11 protein-coding genes are annotated in these 15155 nt (G+C 32.3%); 5 read left to right on the forward strand and 6 right to left on the reverse strand.

Going from position 1 to position 15155, the window contains the following annotated elements; all coding sequences use genetic code 11:
* Positions 1-105: 105 nt before the first annotated feature.
* Positions 106-468: a hypothetical protein gene (locus AC37UB_RS09970; protein ID WP_231438184.1), complete on the reverse strand. Its 363-nt coding sequence runs from the start codon at positions 466-468 to the stop codon at positions 106-108.
* Positions 461-1660, reverse strand: coding sequence for a RepB family plasmid replication initiator protein (locus AC37UB_RS09975; RefSeq protein WP_040145014.1), 1200 nt, complete (start codon positions 1658-1660; stop codon positions 461-463). Before AC37UB_RS09975 ends, AC37UB_RS09970 begins: the two co-directional genes overlap by 8 nt.
* Positions 1661-2528: 868 nt before the next feature.
* Here AC37UB_RS09975 and AC37UB_RS09980 point away from each other — a divergent pair.
* A complete protein-coding gene (locus AC37UB_RS09980; RefSeq protein ID WP_002336758.1) occupies positions 2529-2792 on the forward strand; it encodes an epsilon-antitoxin in 264 nt (87 codons plus the stop codon).
* A gap of 749 nt (positions 2793-3541) precedes the next feature.
* Here AC37UB_RS09980 and tet read toward each other — a convergent pair.
* The 3 genes from tet to abc-f (AC37UB_RS09995) form a co-directional block, all read right to left on the reverse strand.
* Positions 3542-4915, reverse strand: a complete 1374-nt coding sequence (gene tet / locus AC37UB_RS09985; protein ID WP_117974230.1) for a Tet(L)/Tet(K)/Tet(45) family tetracycline efflux MFS transporter — start codon at positions 4913-4915, stop codon at positions 3542-3544.
* A 4-nt stretch (positions 4916-4919) separates the two neighbouring features.
* The gene (locus AC37UB_RS09990; RefSeq protein WP_117974227.1) at positions 4920-6779 is read right to left on the reverse strand and encodes a GTP-binding protein; all 1860 of its coding nucleotides are present in this window, start codon (positions 6777-6779) and stop codon (positions 4920-4922) included.
* A gap of 389 nt (positions 6780-7168) precedes the next feature.
* A complete protein-coding gene (gene abc-f / locus AC37UB_RS09995) occupies positions 7169-8635 on the reverse strand; it encodes a ribosomal protection-like ABC-F family protein (RefSeq protein ID WP_117974224.1) in 1467 nt (488 codons plus the stop codon).
* Between the two features lie 361 nt (positions 8636-8996).
* On the opposite strand from abc-f (AC37UB_RS09995), the gene AC37UB_RS10000 reads away from it, so the two are divergent.
* The 4 genes from AC37UB_RS10000 to abc-f (AC37UB_RS10015) all read left to right on the forward strand — a co-directional run bounded on the left by AC37UB_RS10000 (position 8997) and on the right by abc-f (AC37UB_RS10015) (position 14755).
* Positions 8997-9419, forward strand: a complete 423-nt coding sequence (locus tag AC37UB_RS10000; protein ID WP_199500934.1) for a hypothetical protein — start codon at positions 8997-8999, stop codon at positions 9417-9419.
* A 568-nt stretch (positions 9420-9987) separates the two neighbouring features.
* Positions 9988-10899, forward strand: a complete 912-nt coding sequence (locus AC37UB_RS10005; RefSeq protein WP_117974294.1) for a replication initiation protein — start codon at positions 9988-9990, stop codon at positions 10897-10899.
* Positions 10900-12127: 1228 nt separating this feature from the next.
* Positions 12128-12808, forward strand: coding sequence for an IS6-like element IS1216 family transposase (locus AC37UB_RS10010; RefSeq protein ID WP_013646119.1), 681 nt, complete (start codon positions 12128-12130; stop codon positions 12806-12808).
* Positions 12809-13264: 456 nt separating this feature from the next.
* Positions 13265-14755 carry a ribosomal protection-like ABC-F family protein gene (gene abc-f / locus AC37UB_RS10015; protein WP_037627728.1) on the forward strand — a complete coding sequence of 497 codons (1491 nt, stop codon included), beginning with the start codon at positions 13265-13267 and terminating at the stop codon, positions 14753-14755.
* A 76-nt stretch (positions 14756-14831) separates the two neighbouring features.
* Here the strand turns inward: abc-f (AC37UB_RS10015) and AC37UB_RS10020 are convergent, their stop codons facing one another.
* Complete coding sequence (locus AC37UB_RS10020; protein WP_198777501.1) at positions 14832-14993, reverse strand: hypothetical protein; 162 nt, start codon at positions 14991-14993, stop codon at positions 14832-14834.
* Positions 14994-15155: the final 162 nt, after the last annotated feature.

Here is a 15155-nt window from a genome sequence, read left to right on the forward strand (position 1 = left end):
CGAAAAGAAGGCACTCTCTTCGGGTTTTCGGTCTGTACTGAAATCAAGGTATTATTGGGAATCCCAGCTTAAATCATAGATACCGTAAGGGATTTTATTCTTTATTTAAAACTTTGCAACAGAACCTTTATTTATATTTTGAGATTCAAGGTATTCAATTTGGTGTTTAAGACTGTTTAAATAATCATTTAATGAACTATTTAATTCAACACCTTCAATATTCATATTCGTTGTTATATTAGTTTTTTCTTGGTGTTTATCGGTATCTAATTCGCTGTTTGAACGACTGTTTAATTCAACACCGAGATTTTCTTTTATCTGTTTAACTGCTATAGCAGTTAATAACTTCATTCCGTTATTTCTAACTACATATTCGCTTGATATTTTAGAAACTTGATAATGAATTTTATTCTTGCTAACACCTAACTCATCCGCAAGCTCTTTGATTGTTTTTAAATTCTCACTCATGGCTTGCTCCTTTACCTCGAACATTTGCACGTTCTGGTTGTTCAAGGTCTTGTAATTTTACAGTTGGCAAGTATTGTTCAATCGCTTTTTTCAAATACTTCGCCATATTTCCTTTTGAATACGGTGCTTGCTTCTCACGTACATACGACAAATGCGTTTTCACGCCCTCAAGTCCTCGTAAGGCTTTCAGTTCATCATAGCGTGGATAGACGTTCTTTTGTAAGCCTGACATGAGTGCAAGGTCGGTCATTTCATACGGACTTAACAGCATGGAATCTAGCAACAAGCGTGTGTAGTTGCTTTGCATAGCTTCCGCATACAAAGCTTGTTCGGTTTGTTCTTTTTTTGCCTGCTCTTCTTGGTACAATGGATCATCTAACTTGTAACTGGTATCGTCTGCTTGCCATTTTTTCGTGATATGAAAGACAATCGAATCAATCGAACGTCCTTTTTTGATTTTGTCATAGGCTACATTCAAATGGGTGTATTGATTAATTTCTTTAAGAGGTGCATTTAATATCCATTTTGTAAAATCTGTCATATTTTTATATTCATCGACTGTATTTGTCATAGCTCGTAATTCTTGCATCGAAATAGACGGATGGCGGTAGGCTTCGACTTGCTCCTCTCTGCGCCCACCCTTAGAACTATAATGCTCGTATTGGTTATAGTGCATGGATAACCACTTATACAACACAATGCTGTACTTGCTGTTTAACTCCATAATGTCACTAATAGCATATTGGGTAAAATTTTGCTTCAAGTCAATCAAATAAGGCATAATCGCTTGGTCAAAGCGGATCGTGACTTCATCATCATAATCATTCCACTTGATATAAGGGATTGGCACAATACTTTCAAATTCAAATCCTTTTCCAGTCTGCTCTCGCACTTCAAAATAAGCTTGTTTCTGCATTTTTTCAATGGCTTGTTTAAAGCGACTATGCTTGTCGTTGTCGGACACATCAAAGAAAGCAAACAATTCTTTTTTGGATAAGTAAATCGTATGGTCTTTCGGTGGATTGTCCGTATCAATGCACGATACCGCCAATTCAAAAATCTTTAGAGGGGTCTTATCCATTTTTGCTACGCTCGTAATCAAGTCATTGTGTTCCACGACTTTTCGTTTTGTCAGTTCATCCATGTACATCACCTGCTTTTTTACATGATTCGTTTCTGGTATACTGGCCATAGAAAATACGCTCCTTTGCGTGTTTTGGTTAGGCATAGAGAAAGACATTTTACAGTGGTATTTTCTCTATGCTCTTATTATAGCACTATATAGAGAAAAATAAATGCAACTTCTCTCTGTATACACAGTTTTTTCTCTCTGTATACACAGTTTTTTCTCTCTGTATACACAGTTTTTTCTCTCTGTATACACAGTTTTTTCTCTCTGTTTAATCTCGCAAACCCTTGCTAAAACTGCCTTTTTCGGCACGCAAAAGGTTTAAAAGATTTAAAAGATTTAAAATATATAAGATAAATTAAAAAGGCTTCGCCCTCTCGTTCACTTCGGTTAAAAAATCTAAAAGATCAAAATCGTACAGTAATAAATGCAAAAAGGAGTGAGCGAAAAACACGCTCACATTGTACTTGCAGCGTTCACTTCGTTCACTTGCGAAAAGAAAAGAGCAAACCCTCTTTTAGGGATTTTCTTGATTGGCTCTAATTGCTCGTATACGCTGTTTTAATTGTTTGACTAGATAAATACGCCTATCTGGCAATCAAACGCCTTACAGGCGGTCAGGGCAAGCCCTAACGACCCTTGAATTAAAAACCTACATGAATAATTGTTTTTTAATTCCAAACAAAACAGTTCATTTAAAATCAATTTAAACCCACTTTAAACCCACTTAAAATCGTTTCTAAGGCGTTTTAATCTTACATTTGAATAAATAGACGTTTAATATGAAAAACGCCTTAAAACGAATTTTATGACGTTTTTTGAGAAAATTGTTTTTTACCCGCACGTTTACTTTTGATTAAACTAGCGAAGTCTGTTTAATTAAAAGTAAATGTTTAGTTGAGCAAAGCGAAACCAGAAAGGAGCAAACAACATGACCTTAGATTACAGAAAAACATTTGAAATTGAGATAATCAATGAATTTCAATCAGCGATTCACTCAAAAATGTTGAACTATGTTTTAAATAATGAACTCGATAAAAGTGATTCGACAAACCTACAAGTAAATTTATTAAAACAATTATCAAACATGAACCAAATTAATTTATTTGAATTATCTTTAGAAGAATTAGAAGCCTATCACGACTATTTACGAACGATAAAAAAATATGCCGATAACATCACACGAACAGCGTGAGTTTTAACAAACACGCTTGACGATAAAACGAAATGTAAATTAAGTTTTATAGCACAATTACCACTAAATAAAATTTAGGGGTATAAGTGCGCCCTTAAAACTAAGGGGTTCATTTCTACAAAGTTAATCTGACAACTATTCCCTTAGCGATTTTTACTAAAGGCGCACTTACACTCACCAAAATTTTTTGGTGTCTATCGTGCTAAAAAAGAGGACAGATCACTTGCGTGACGTGTACTCTTTTTTCGTCAAGCGTGTTGGTTAAAATTCGCTTTGCTCATGTTAAAATCTTGTTGAACTAGTTTCTTTTATTGCTAGTAATTTTTTTACCTAGTTTTGTATTTTGTGGCAAGCCAGCTTCCTAAACGGGTTTTTACTTTACGAGTTGGATAAGGCAAGTTATTCAGGATCAATTAGATCCACCCTTTCAAATAAAGCGAACGACCCTAACACACCAAATCGGACTGTTTTTGATCCATACACTTCTAGAAATATTTTCGCAGCCCGATCGTAAAAATGAAGAAATAGAAGATCATTAATTGGCTAAAAATTCCGAATAAAATAACAAGTTCATTCAGAATTGAAAGGGAACTTTCACAAAGTTTTTAAGAAAAAGACGGCTGTTACATCAATCTTTTTCGGGTTGAAAAGAGGTAGACCAATTGCGATTCACAAAGAAAGCCCCTGGAATGGTTGATCCAGGGGCTACTTCGTTTAATTGAGATTATGGTAACTAAGAGGTTAAATAACTATTTTATTTTTGGCTCAGAGTACACTTTGATAGTAATTAACCAACTAAAAATAATTATTATAGAAAAAATAAGTAACATATTGCTATATAAATATGATTGAGAAGAAACATTTATAGGAATAATTTTTTTATTTAGTATGTCTACAGACAGTAATCCTCCTACAACTGCGATTCCTAGTCCTTCAGATAAGAAACTTGTAAAATTAAGTAAACTCATTCCTGAACCACTTTCTTTTGTAGTTAAACTACTTGAAACAATTGTAGATATAACCGTTTTTGTAAAGGACAGACCTCCAAATATAAAAATAATTAATATAGTAATTAAAAAAGGTGTCGTTTCAACAAACAGTGCAGCCAATAGAAAACTAATTGATAACAACATAGCTCCTATAGTTAACACGAATATTGGTCCTTTTTTATCTACTAGTATTCCACCAAAGTAACCAAAAATAATGACACTAACAGCTCCTGGAAAGATAATCCCGTTACCAATGGCAAGTGTACTTAACTGATATAAATCTCTCATCATATAAGGAACCATTGAAATAAATCCTGCCACCGTTCCAAAAAAAAGACCTCCACAAACAATACCAACCATAAAAGATCGGTTTTCACCTAATTTAGGCTCAATAAACGGCTCATCCACTTTTTTTATGTGCTTAATAAAAATAATGAAAATAACGAAACTTATTCCTAAGAAATATAATTTATATGATGTGGTAAACACCATAAAAGTTACTATGCTTAACGACATTAATACTAATCCTATAAAATCAAAACTTCCCTTTTTAATCGGTTCATGATCAAGCATTTTGATAAGAAAAGGAACTGATATTAAAGTTCCTAAAGGTAATATCAATAGATAAGACCAATGAATATATTCAGCTATCATTCCACCGATAGATGGACCTAGAGCTTCACCCATTGCAACAATGGAACCAATAAGTCCAAAAGCCTTTCCCTGGCTCTCCCTTGGAATATATTTAGCAACAACCACCATAATTAACGCAGGAAAAGCTGCAGCTCCTGTACCTTGAATGAATCGTGATAATAATAATACAGGAAATGATGTATGACCTATAAAACCCATAATTGAACCTATACAATTTAATAAAATTCCTGTTAATAACAGTTTCTTAATACCAACATAATCAGAAACTTTGCCATATATGGCTGTTCCTACAGAAAAACTTAACATGAACGATGTATTAATCCAATTTATACTTGCAGGAGCTTTTCCAAAGTAATTCGCTACATCAGGAAAAGATACATTTAGAACCATTTCATTTAGTACACTAAAGAAAGATAAAAAGCAAAGCCAAAGTAATAATTTGTTGTATTGTGATTTATGGTTTGACGAATTAGAATTCATTTCTTCACTCTTTCCCTTTAATTAATAAAGATTTTATCCTATCAACTTTTCCTTGTTGATATAAACTTTTATCTACCACTTCTTGATAAGATACAATTTTATTTTTTATATAGGCTTGTCCATTAAATAGTTCATTACTCTTTTCTTCAAATATTAAAAATAAAGATTGAGGTAACTTTGCAATTAAATTAAATTCATCTTCTACCTCTGATACATTTAAGACATTTCCCTCTAATTTTCCGAGTTCACTAATAGCCTTCCCTAAATAATCTTTATTTGCAGATACATCTATCTCTACTACTGGTTCTACAATGACTGTTTTAGAATTTAACAATGCTTTATACAATGCATATGGTGTTAACTTTCTAAATTCAGATGGTGTACTGACTGGACTAAAAAATTCAGCATCTGTCAACGTTACTTTTACATTGGTTAATTCAAAATCATAAAGACCTGTTTTAGTTGAACTAAACACACTATCTTTAATAGCATTTTGAAATGACTGTTTCAGATAACCTGTTGTCACTAAACTATCAAATTGAATGCCTGATAGGTTACTCGGTTCAACTTTCAAGGTCATCGTTGCCCAATAGGGATTAAGTGATTCATCTACATCAATTGTGCCTATTCCTATTTCTTCTATAATTTCTTTATAAACAATTGTTGGTAATGATAATTTAAGCGTCTTAAAAGAGTAACGTCTGCGTATAGTTTCTTCTAAGTATTCTCGTTGAACTCGACCAAAAATTTTCATTGAGATTTCTGAAGTTTCTTTATCAATTGAGAAATCAAGTAATGGATCTTCTTCTGATAATTCAGTTAATAAGTCTAGTAACGTCATTCTCTCTTCTTCCCCAACTTGGAAAGTGATTTTTAAACTTGGGCTAGGTAAAGATAGCTCATTAGTTAAAGGTTCTCCTAAGAAATCTTGAATCTTTAATTCTTTACATTTTGGAAACATAAAAATATCTCCTGTTTGAATACTATTTGCTTCTACAAATTGGTTGTCTTGTAATACTAAAAAACGTGGTAGCTTCTTTTCTTCTTGATTATTTAACAAATAAGTTTGGTTCTTACTTATTTCACCGGATAGTAATCTAAAATAAGCTTGTTTTTGACCATTCATAAAAGTAATTTTATATAAATATGCAGATAAATTATCCTTACTTTTATCAACTAAATCAAAGCTACCTAATAAATTTAATAAAGTATCTATCCCTTCTCCTGTCACAGCCGAACCTAAAATTAAAGGATAACTTTCATTCATTAAAGTTCGTTGGTTCAACTCATTTTTTAGCTCTATTTCACTTATTAATACATCATTCATAAACTTTTCAAGTAGATAAGGACTGTTTTCGATTAAAGTATCTCTACTTTCTTGACTAAACAAGGATTCTACTAGAACAAGATGACTCGTCAATTTATTCTTGATTTCAGAAATCAGATATTCTGGTCTTGCTGTTTCTATATCTATTTTATTTAAGAAAAAGATAGTCGGTATCTTGGCTTCTTGTAATGTATCAAAAATCCTTCTTGTTTGAGTTGGGAGTTCTCCTAAACTTGAAACGACTAAAACAGCTATATCAATAACGTTTAGTGACCTCACTACTTCACCATAAAATTCAATATGTCCAGGCATATCAACCAAATTTATTTTTGTTTGACACCACTCTAAAGAAACAGAAGCTGTTTTTATTGTAATGCCTCTTTCTTTCTCTAAATCAAGGGTATCAGTAATAGTATCACCCTTCTTAATACTTCCTTGCTTATAATTTTCATGGGTTCTACTATACAAACTTTCTGTTAAAGATGTTTTTCCAGCGTCTACATGAGCGACAATTCCTACATTAATAATTTTTTTCATCAAAAAAAGACTTCTATGGATTTATGTTCGCAAAAATACTCATCGCAAATACCATAGAAGTCTATTGTTCACGACCTTCTAATTATAGTTCGAGAGTATTTCTTTAAGAGCACACCAAATAAGCCTTTGTTTTTCAGCTATATTAAAATGTGCTATTTAGAAATACTCCGAAGCATATGAAGATCACTCACTTATTTTTATTTGATTTATTTATCTTAAGTTAGTATAAATTATAAAAATTAAAAAAACAATTTTTTTAGTTAATTATAACGTGATTTATGTAAACCTATATTTGATTACGAAATATATTTAAGGCTCTCAGAATTAATTCTGAGAGCCTTATTCTTCATGTAAATTTGAGTATAATTCACTAATGAGTAACTAAAAGATTAAATCTGTTGCAAATCAAGTTCCTTAATCTCATATGTTATATCTGAAACACTTTTTATAAAATATGGATCATGAGAAGTGACTATCACGGTTCCTTGATATGCTTTTATTAGCTTTTCTAAAGCTTCAATTGTTTTTAAATCAATAAAATTTGTTGGTTCATCTAAAACCAATACATTTGAAGGTTGAGTAAACAATAATGCAATTTGTACACGAGTTGATTCTCCACCACTTAAACTTGTTACAGATTTTGATACTTCTGATTGAGTAAATCCTAAATTATTTAAGATACTTCTAACTGTTGATTCAGGGTACTCTGTCTGATTCATTAGGTAACTTAAAACAGATTCATCTTTAAACACTTTATAAGACATTTGATGGTATGTAGAGAAGATTACCTTAGAAGAAACTGTTATTCCTTCAGAACCATTTAATATACTGTCTAGAAGTGATGACTTTCCTGTTCCATTGTTTCCGATAATGGCAATCTTTTTCCCTAAGGGAAATTGAAAATTACAATTATCGAATAAGACTCTCTCGCCTTTTTTGAGAGAAAAGTTATCTCCCATAATTGGAAATTTATTATGCAACTCCGTTGTTTGACTAGTAGGAAAAATAATCTCTGTTTCAGTTGATAGCTGTTGTAGTCCACCTAACTGTTGTAAACGACTTTCCATTGCCTTAGCTGATTTTTGTAAGTTTTTTTGAACGGTATCTTTTTGTTTAGAAGACGCCAATCGGTCTGGTCGAATATTTTGCTTTTTCTTTTTATTTGTCGCTTTATTACTCTTTTCAGCTTGTTCTTTTTTCTTTTTAATAGCACTTTCTAATCTCTTTTTTTCTTTAATAAATTGTTCATTGCTATTCTCTAATTCTAATTGTTTCATTTGTTTTTGTTCGAGATAATCATCATAGTTACCTTCGTATTCATAAACAACCCCATTATCAACTTCCCATATCTTAGTGGCTAATTGATTAATAAAAGAACGATTATGGCTGACAAAGATTAATGTTCCATAGTGATATTTTAATTCATCAATCAAAATATCAACACTTCTGTTATCAAGATGTGTTGTTGGTTCATCAAGTAGCAATCCCATTGAATAATTCGATAGTAATTGCGTTAAACGATATTTCGTTTCTTCTCCACCACTTAATGAATCAATTTTATTTTTAGGTACTGAAAAATTATTTAATAACTTCCAGTCCATATTATCTGTTTCTATTAATTCTTTTGGATCAGCTATCTGTTCAAATAAGTTAAACTCAATTTCTTTTTGAACGACTCCAGTATCCGGTTTTACTGTTCCTGCAATGATTTCTAATAGCGTTGACTTTCCTTGACCGTTTGCACCAATAATTCCAATACGCTCTCCGTTATACGCTACTAGATTTTCAATAGATAAAACATCTTTTGTTCCGTATCTTTTGTTGATATTACTTAATTTTATTGTTAAATTTTCCATTTTATAGTCTCCTTTTACGCTAGGTAAAAGGAAAAAAGTGCATTAAAAAAGACCTAGAATATCTCTACGTCTTGCCATTTCATTTAATAATTTTATATAGAAAAGTATACACTTATCCCTTGAAATTGCTTACCTAGATTTTTGAATGATATTAAATTAGCTATTCAAAAATTCATTACGCAATTTCATAGATGCTGTCATTACTTTTCCTCCTCACTGGTCAATTCATTAAGGTAATTCTATCATATATGATTTAATTGTAAACTGTTTTATCTCAAAAGAACTTGTCTACGTTCTCTTTGTTTTATTGTCAACTTCCGATACAATATTACATATCACAATGAAACGGAGTTGAAACGCTTTGAGAAATGATGAAACGTTTAAGACAATGCAAGAAATAGCTGATATTATAGGTATTTCTAAGTCTACTTTGTTTAGATTTTTAAAAGCTAACTCGTTTCATGAAACGTTTAAGAAACGCAATACTAACATGTATGATGAAACGACTACAAAAGCTATAATAGAGAGCTTTGAACAAGAAAAAGACGGCAAGCGTTCCATTTCACCAAGAAATGATGAAACGGCTGATGAAATACTTATTGATAGTTTAAAAGCGCAAATTTCATTACTAAAAAAGCATGATGAAGAACAAAAAGAACAAATAAAAAAACTGCATGAATTGTTAGACCAACAACAACAATTATTACTTTATGAGCAACAAAAGAATACAAAATTACTCGAAGAAAACATAGACACTAAAAAATGGTGGCAGTGGTGGAAATAAATTTACTTTTTATTCTTGTCATTTGCTACTGATTTTTACTCTAGGGTTGTTAGGGTTTACCCTGACCGTCTGAAAGACGTTTTATTTATCCAAACTAAGAGTTTTATCTAGATGAGCTTAAATAGCTCTTTTTTTGCGTTTTAAGCCTATTGAATTATTTCCTTAGAGAAATATTTTAGGTTTTAGCGAAGGAGCGTAAAGCGACTGCTGCAAGTTAAATGTGAGAGTGGGTTTTTCTCACTCCTTTTTTTATTTATTTTTATGGTACGCATAGAACTTTTTAATAAAATAAATAAAAGGTTTCGGTGGGAAAGTATAGCTCTTCTTTTATAATCTCTTTTAAATCTCTTTTAAACCTCTTTTAGAGGTGCTTTTAGCCCTTTGTTATCAACGGTTTTCGAGGTTTATAAGCTACATATTGAGACCTTATAAGCTACATATTGAGACCTTATAAGCTACATATTGAGACCTTTATAAGCTACATATTGAGACCTTATAAGCTACGTGTTTTTTATTAAGTAGTTGATAAAGAATTAGATTATTGTTACACTTACAAAGAGGTGAAAATATGACTAATGAAATTGTTAAATATGAAAACCGTTTGAATGATATTCCTTTAAGAAATTTTTCTCCAGTTGAAATGAACTTGTTCTTTTCAATAGCTTCGCGTGTCAGAGATAAAGGTTCTAATGAAGTTGTTATTAACTTTAACGAATTGAAAGATTTAAGTAAGTATAATCAAAAAGGTGAACGTTTTATACAGGATTTAAGTTCTGCTTACGATAAATTGCTAAGTATTAACGCTATGAATGATGATGGTGATACGTTAACTAAATTTGTAGCTTTTAGAAAATATTCAATTGTTCGCTCTGAACAAGTTGTTAAGATTGCAGTTAATGAAGACTTTAAGGGTTTATTTAATCAATTATCAACTTGGACTAGATTTAATTTAGAACAATTTGTTAGATTAGATAGTACTTATTCCAAAACGATGTTTAGATTACTTAAACAATTTCGAACAACAGGATTTGTCTATTATTCCAAAGAAGAATTTTTTCATCTTCTAGATATTCCTGAAACCTATTGGAATAAACCTTCAAATGTTGATACAAGAGTTTTAAAACCTATCAAAGAAGAATTGACTCCAATATTTAGAGGGTTGACTATAAAAAAGAAATATAGCAAAGGTCGAGGAAAACCTGTCGTTGGTTATCAGTTTGCTTTTAAAGCTGAAGCTAAAAATGCTGATGACTTTTCTAAAGGAGAACACGAAGACTTACGACAAAAAATATTTAATATTGAACACAATGGTGATCTTTCTCAAGAAGAAAAATGGGTCGCAAAAGATAAAGTATTAAATTTAAAAATTGGCACACATGAGTCAGATTTTTACGCTCAGAAACAAAAAGAATTTGAAAAAATTGAAGAAGAAAAACTTCGAAAAGATATTTTAGATAATTTAAAAAGTGGCTTCCATTAATCAGAAAACTACTTCGAACAACACGACAAAGAAGAAAAACTTCTCCATACTTTTGGAAAAGTTTTTTATTTTTTTTTTTTGAAAAATTAATTTTTCAAAAAAAAATGATTTAGGATAATTCTTTTATTGATAAAAGATAGTGTGTGTCAAAGGTGGTTAAAAGGTGTGCTAAAAGGTGTGTCAAAAGTGGTTAAAAGGTGTGTCAAAAGTGGCTAAAAGGTGTGTCAAAAGTGGCTAAAAGGTGTGTCAAAGGTGTGTCAAAACAGTGCAAACGAGAAAAAATCATGTTATATCGGAAACGTTGATACTATCAACCCAACAGCTTGCCTGTTGGCAGTTTCCCTTATGCTCTTTAGACGTAAAATTGGCCAAAAGTAAGATGACGAATGATTGAATGACCCATCTATAAAAAAATAAGTCAAAGGAAATGACGTTTTAGATTTAAAAATCGACACACATGAGTTACATTTTTACATTCAGAAATAAAAAGAATTTGGAAAAGTTGAAAAAGAAACCATTAGAAAAAACAGTTTAAATCATTTAAAAAGAGAATTCCGTTAATCAGAAAATTACTTTTTGAATTCAAAAAAATATCGAGCAGCGCGACAAAAAAAAGAAAAGAATTCTACACATACTGATAGAATTCTTTTCTTTTTTTGCGGTCTTAGGTGCCACCTAACAAGCTAAACAATTGTCAATTTTGGGGAGTGGCATGCCAAACCCGTTGCTTGCCTTATTGATTTTTTGGCAACAATTGATTTTTAGTCTGATCACTTTTTGATTTTTTTTGCCAAACTTTTTTCAACACACGTGATTCTTTTCCAATTTGTCACACCACTTTTTTTTCAAAAAGGACAAAAATTTCCCTCTCTCTTTTTTCTTTTTGTTCGCAGACTTTTAAAAATTTTTTTTCGTTTTTTGTTTTACTTGGTGACATCTGGTTTATTTTTTTTTCATCTAATCAATCAACCAAAAAATAACCCCCATCAAAAAATGTCTTGATTGCGTTTCACTATCTCGCCAAAAAAAGAAGCCTTATTTCTAGGGCTTCTTTTTTTCATTTTGAGGTAGACCAGTTGGGATTCACAATGTTGGTTATTGAATCCCTTGTGGTTGCTGCTACTTCTTAAAAGCGAGATTATGTTAAGTAAGGAGGTTCTGTTGCAAAGTTTTAAATCTACTATCAAATAAGGTAGAATAATAGAAAAAGATAGCAGGAGGAATGACGATGAATCATTTTAAAGGAAAGCAATTTCAGCAGGATGTGATTATTGTAGCCGTGGGCTACTATCTTCGTTATAACCTTAGCTATCGTGAAGTTCAAGAAATCTTATATGATCGTGGCATTAACGTTTCTCATACGACGATTTATCGTTGGGTGCAAGAATATGGCAAACTACTCTATCAAATTTGGAAAAAGAAAAATAAAAAATCCTTTTATTCATGGAAAATGGATGAAACGTACATCAAAATTAAAGGAAAATGGCATTATTTGTATCGAGCCATCGATGCAGATGGTTTAACCTTGGATATTTGGTTACGTAAAAAACGGGACACACAAGCAGCCTATGCTTTTCTTAAGCGGTTAGTGAAGCAGTTTGATGAACCGAAGGTTGTAGTCACAGATAAAGCCCCCTCTATTACAAGTGCCTTTAAGAAACTAAAAGAATACGGCTTTTATCAAGGGACAGAACATCGTACCATTAAATACCTGAATAATTTGATTGAACAAGACCATCGTCCAGTAAAGAGACGCAATAAATTCTATCGAAGTTTACGCACTGCCTCACCCACGATTAAAGGTATGGAAGCCATCCGAGGATTATATAAGAAAACCCGAAAAGAAGGCACTCTCTTCGGGTTTTCGGTCTGTACTGAAATCAAGGTATTATTGGGAATCCCAGCTTAAATCATAGATACCGTAAGGGATTTTATTCTTTATTTAAAACTTTGCAACAGAACCTCTAATGGAAAAAATTTTTCCATTAGAAATAACTAGGCAAACCGAACGCAAGTGAGGTACTAATAACAAAATTTAAGTGAAGTCAGCTGCTTTTTTATTCAACCTCAAAAAATTTGACACATACAAAATCAAGAAATCATTTGCTTTCTAATTCCAATTTATGCTATTCTTATACTAATCAAAAACGAAGTGAGGGATCCTCTATTGAAAAATTAAGCCAATGTGTTGAAGCTGCATTCAGACTATTTTCTTTGAAGTACAAGGGAATAGTGTGCAGATTTTCAGGATTGGTGATTATTTTTCGATAAGAGGGTCTTTTTGTGTCTTCCTATCTAAAAAATCTCTGTCCTGAAAATAGGTGAGGGATTTTTCTTGCCTAATCGGTGAGTCGAGGGAATTTAAATGACAACAATTGAAATAAAGAATTTAACGTTTGGCTTTGATGTCCAAACAACGAACTTATTTGAACAAACGAATCTCACCATTCAATCAGAATGGAAATTAGGATTAATTGGCCGCAATGGTCGTGGCAAAACGACACTACTAAAATTGTTGATGGGTGAATACACGTATAGTGGGAAAATTGAGCATCAGTTGAACTTTACTTATTTTCCACAAAAAGTTCAAGATAAGACGCAATTAACGTATTATGTACTACAAGAACTCTCTGATTTTGAACAATGGAAAATAGAACGAGAACTCAACCTCCTACAAGTAGATTCAGATATTTTATGGCGACCGTTTCATAGTTTATCAGGTGGAGAGCAAACCAAAGTATTGTTAGCCTTGCTTTTTGTTGATGATGTGAATTATCCATTAATTGATGAACCAACCAATCATTTGGATGTAATGGCTCGTCAACAAGTGGCGGCGTATTTAAAGGCGAAGAAACAAGGGTTTATTGTTGTTAGCCATGATCGAAGTTTTGTGGATGAAGTGGTGGATCATGTATTATCCATTGAAAAAAGTCAGCTAGTGTTGTATCAAGGAGATTTTTCGGTCTACGAAGAACAAAAAGGCTTACGTGATCAATTCGAACAAGAGCAGAATGTGAAACTCAAAAAAGAAATTGGACGCTTAAAACAAACCGCAGCAGAAAAAGCAGAGTGGTCACGTGGGAGAGAGCGAGATAAATTGGGCTCGCCCAACAAACCGGGAAGTGGAGCCATTTATGATACCGGTGCGATTGGTGCGCGAGCTGCGCGAACGATGAAACGCTCCAAAGCAATCGTCAAGCGTATGGAAGATCAAGCAACAGAAAAAGAAAAATTATTGAAGGATATGGAATACATTGAGCCATTAAGTATGAACTATCAAGTAACTCATCGAAAAAAATTACTGACTGTGCAAGAGTTGCAGTTGAGTTATGGAGAACGAAAGCTATTTTCTCCCCTTACTTTCGACATTAATCAAGGGGATCGATTGGCAATTCAAGGACCAAATGGCTCAGGAAAGTCTTCAGTTATTCAGCATCTTTTAGGAATATTTCAAGGTGAAGTGACAGGTGAAGTCATACAACCACAAGGAGTAACCATCAGTTATGTTCGCCAAAATTATGAAGATAATCGAGGAACCTTGCAAGAATTTGCTGAAGAACATCACCTATCCTATCAAGAATTATTGAATAATCTCTGGAAGCTGGGAGTGGAACGGAAGGTTTTTCAAAATCGGATTGAAGAGATGAGTATGGGGCAACGAAAACGGGTAGAATTAGCAAAATCTTTAGCGACACCAGCAGAGCTATTTATCTGGGATGAACCCTTAAATTATCTAGATGTCTTTAACCACAAGCAGTTGGAGGAAGTCATTCAACTCGTTCAACCAACGATGCTGATTGTTGAACATGACCGAACCTTTTTGAATAAAGTAGCGACTAAAATTATCCCGTTATAGTAAAAAAGTAAAATAGAAAATCCTTATGAAATTTGTTTTAAGAACATCAATTTCATAAGGATTCTTTCATTTTTGTTTAATTTTCTACATTACGCACATAATCATCAAAGTATTGAACTAATTCGGTTTTTAATTGTTGATATTCTTCTTCGGAATACGTTTTGTCTTGCAGTTTGATCTGTAAAAAAGGAATTTCTAGTTCTTCTTTGAGGCGATCAAGCACATCTAACTGATCCATTTTTTTCATCACCTATCTACTAAATTAAATCAAAGGGTTCTGTTGCAAAGTTTTAAATCTACTATCAAATAAGGTAGAATAATAGAAAAAGATAGCAGGAGGAATGACGATGAATCATTTTAAAGGAAAGCAATTTCAGCAGGATGTGATTATTGTAGCCGT

It is taken from the genome of Vagococcus changpingensis (assembly GCF_058211775.1).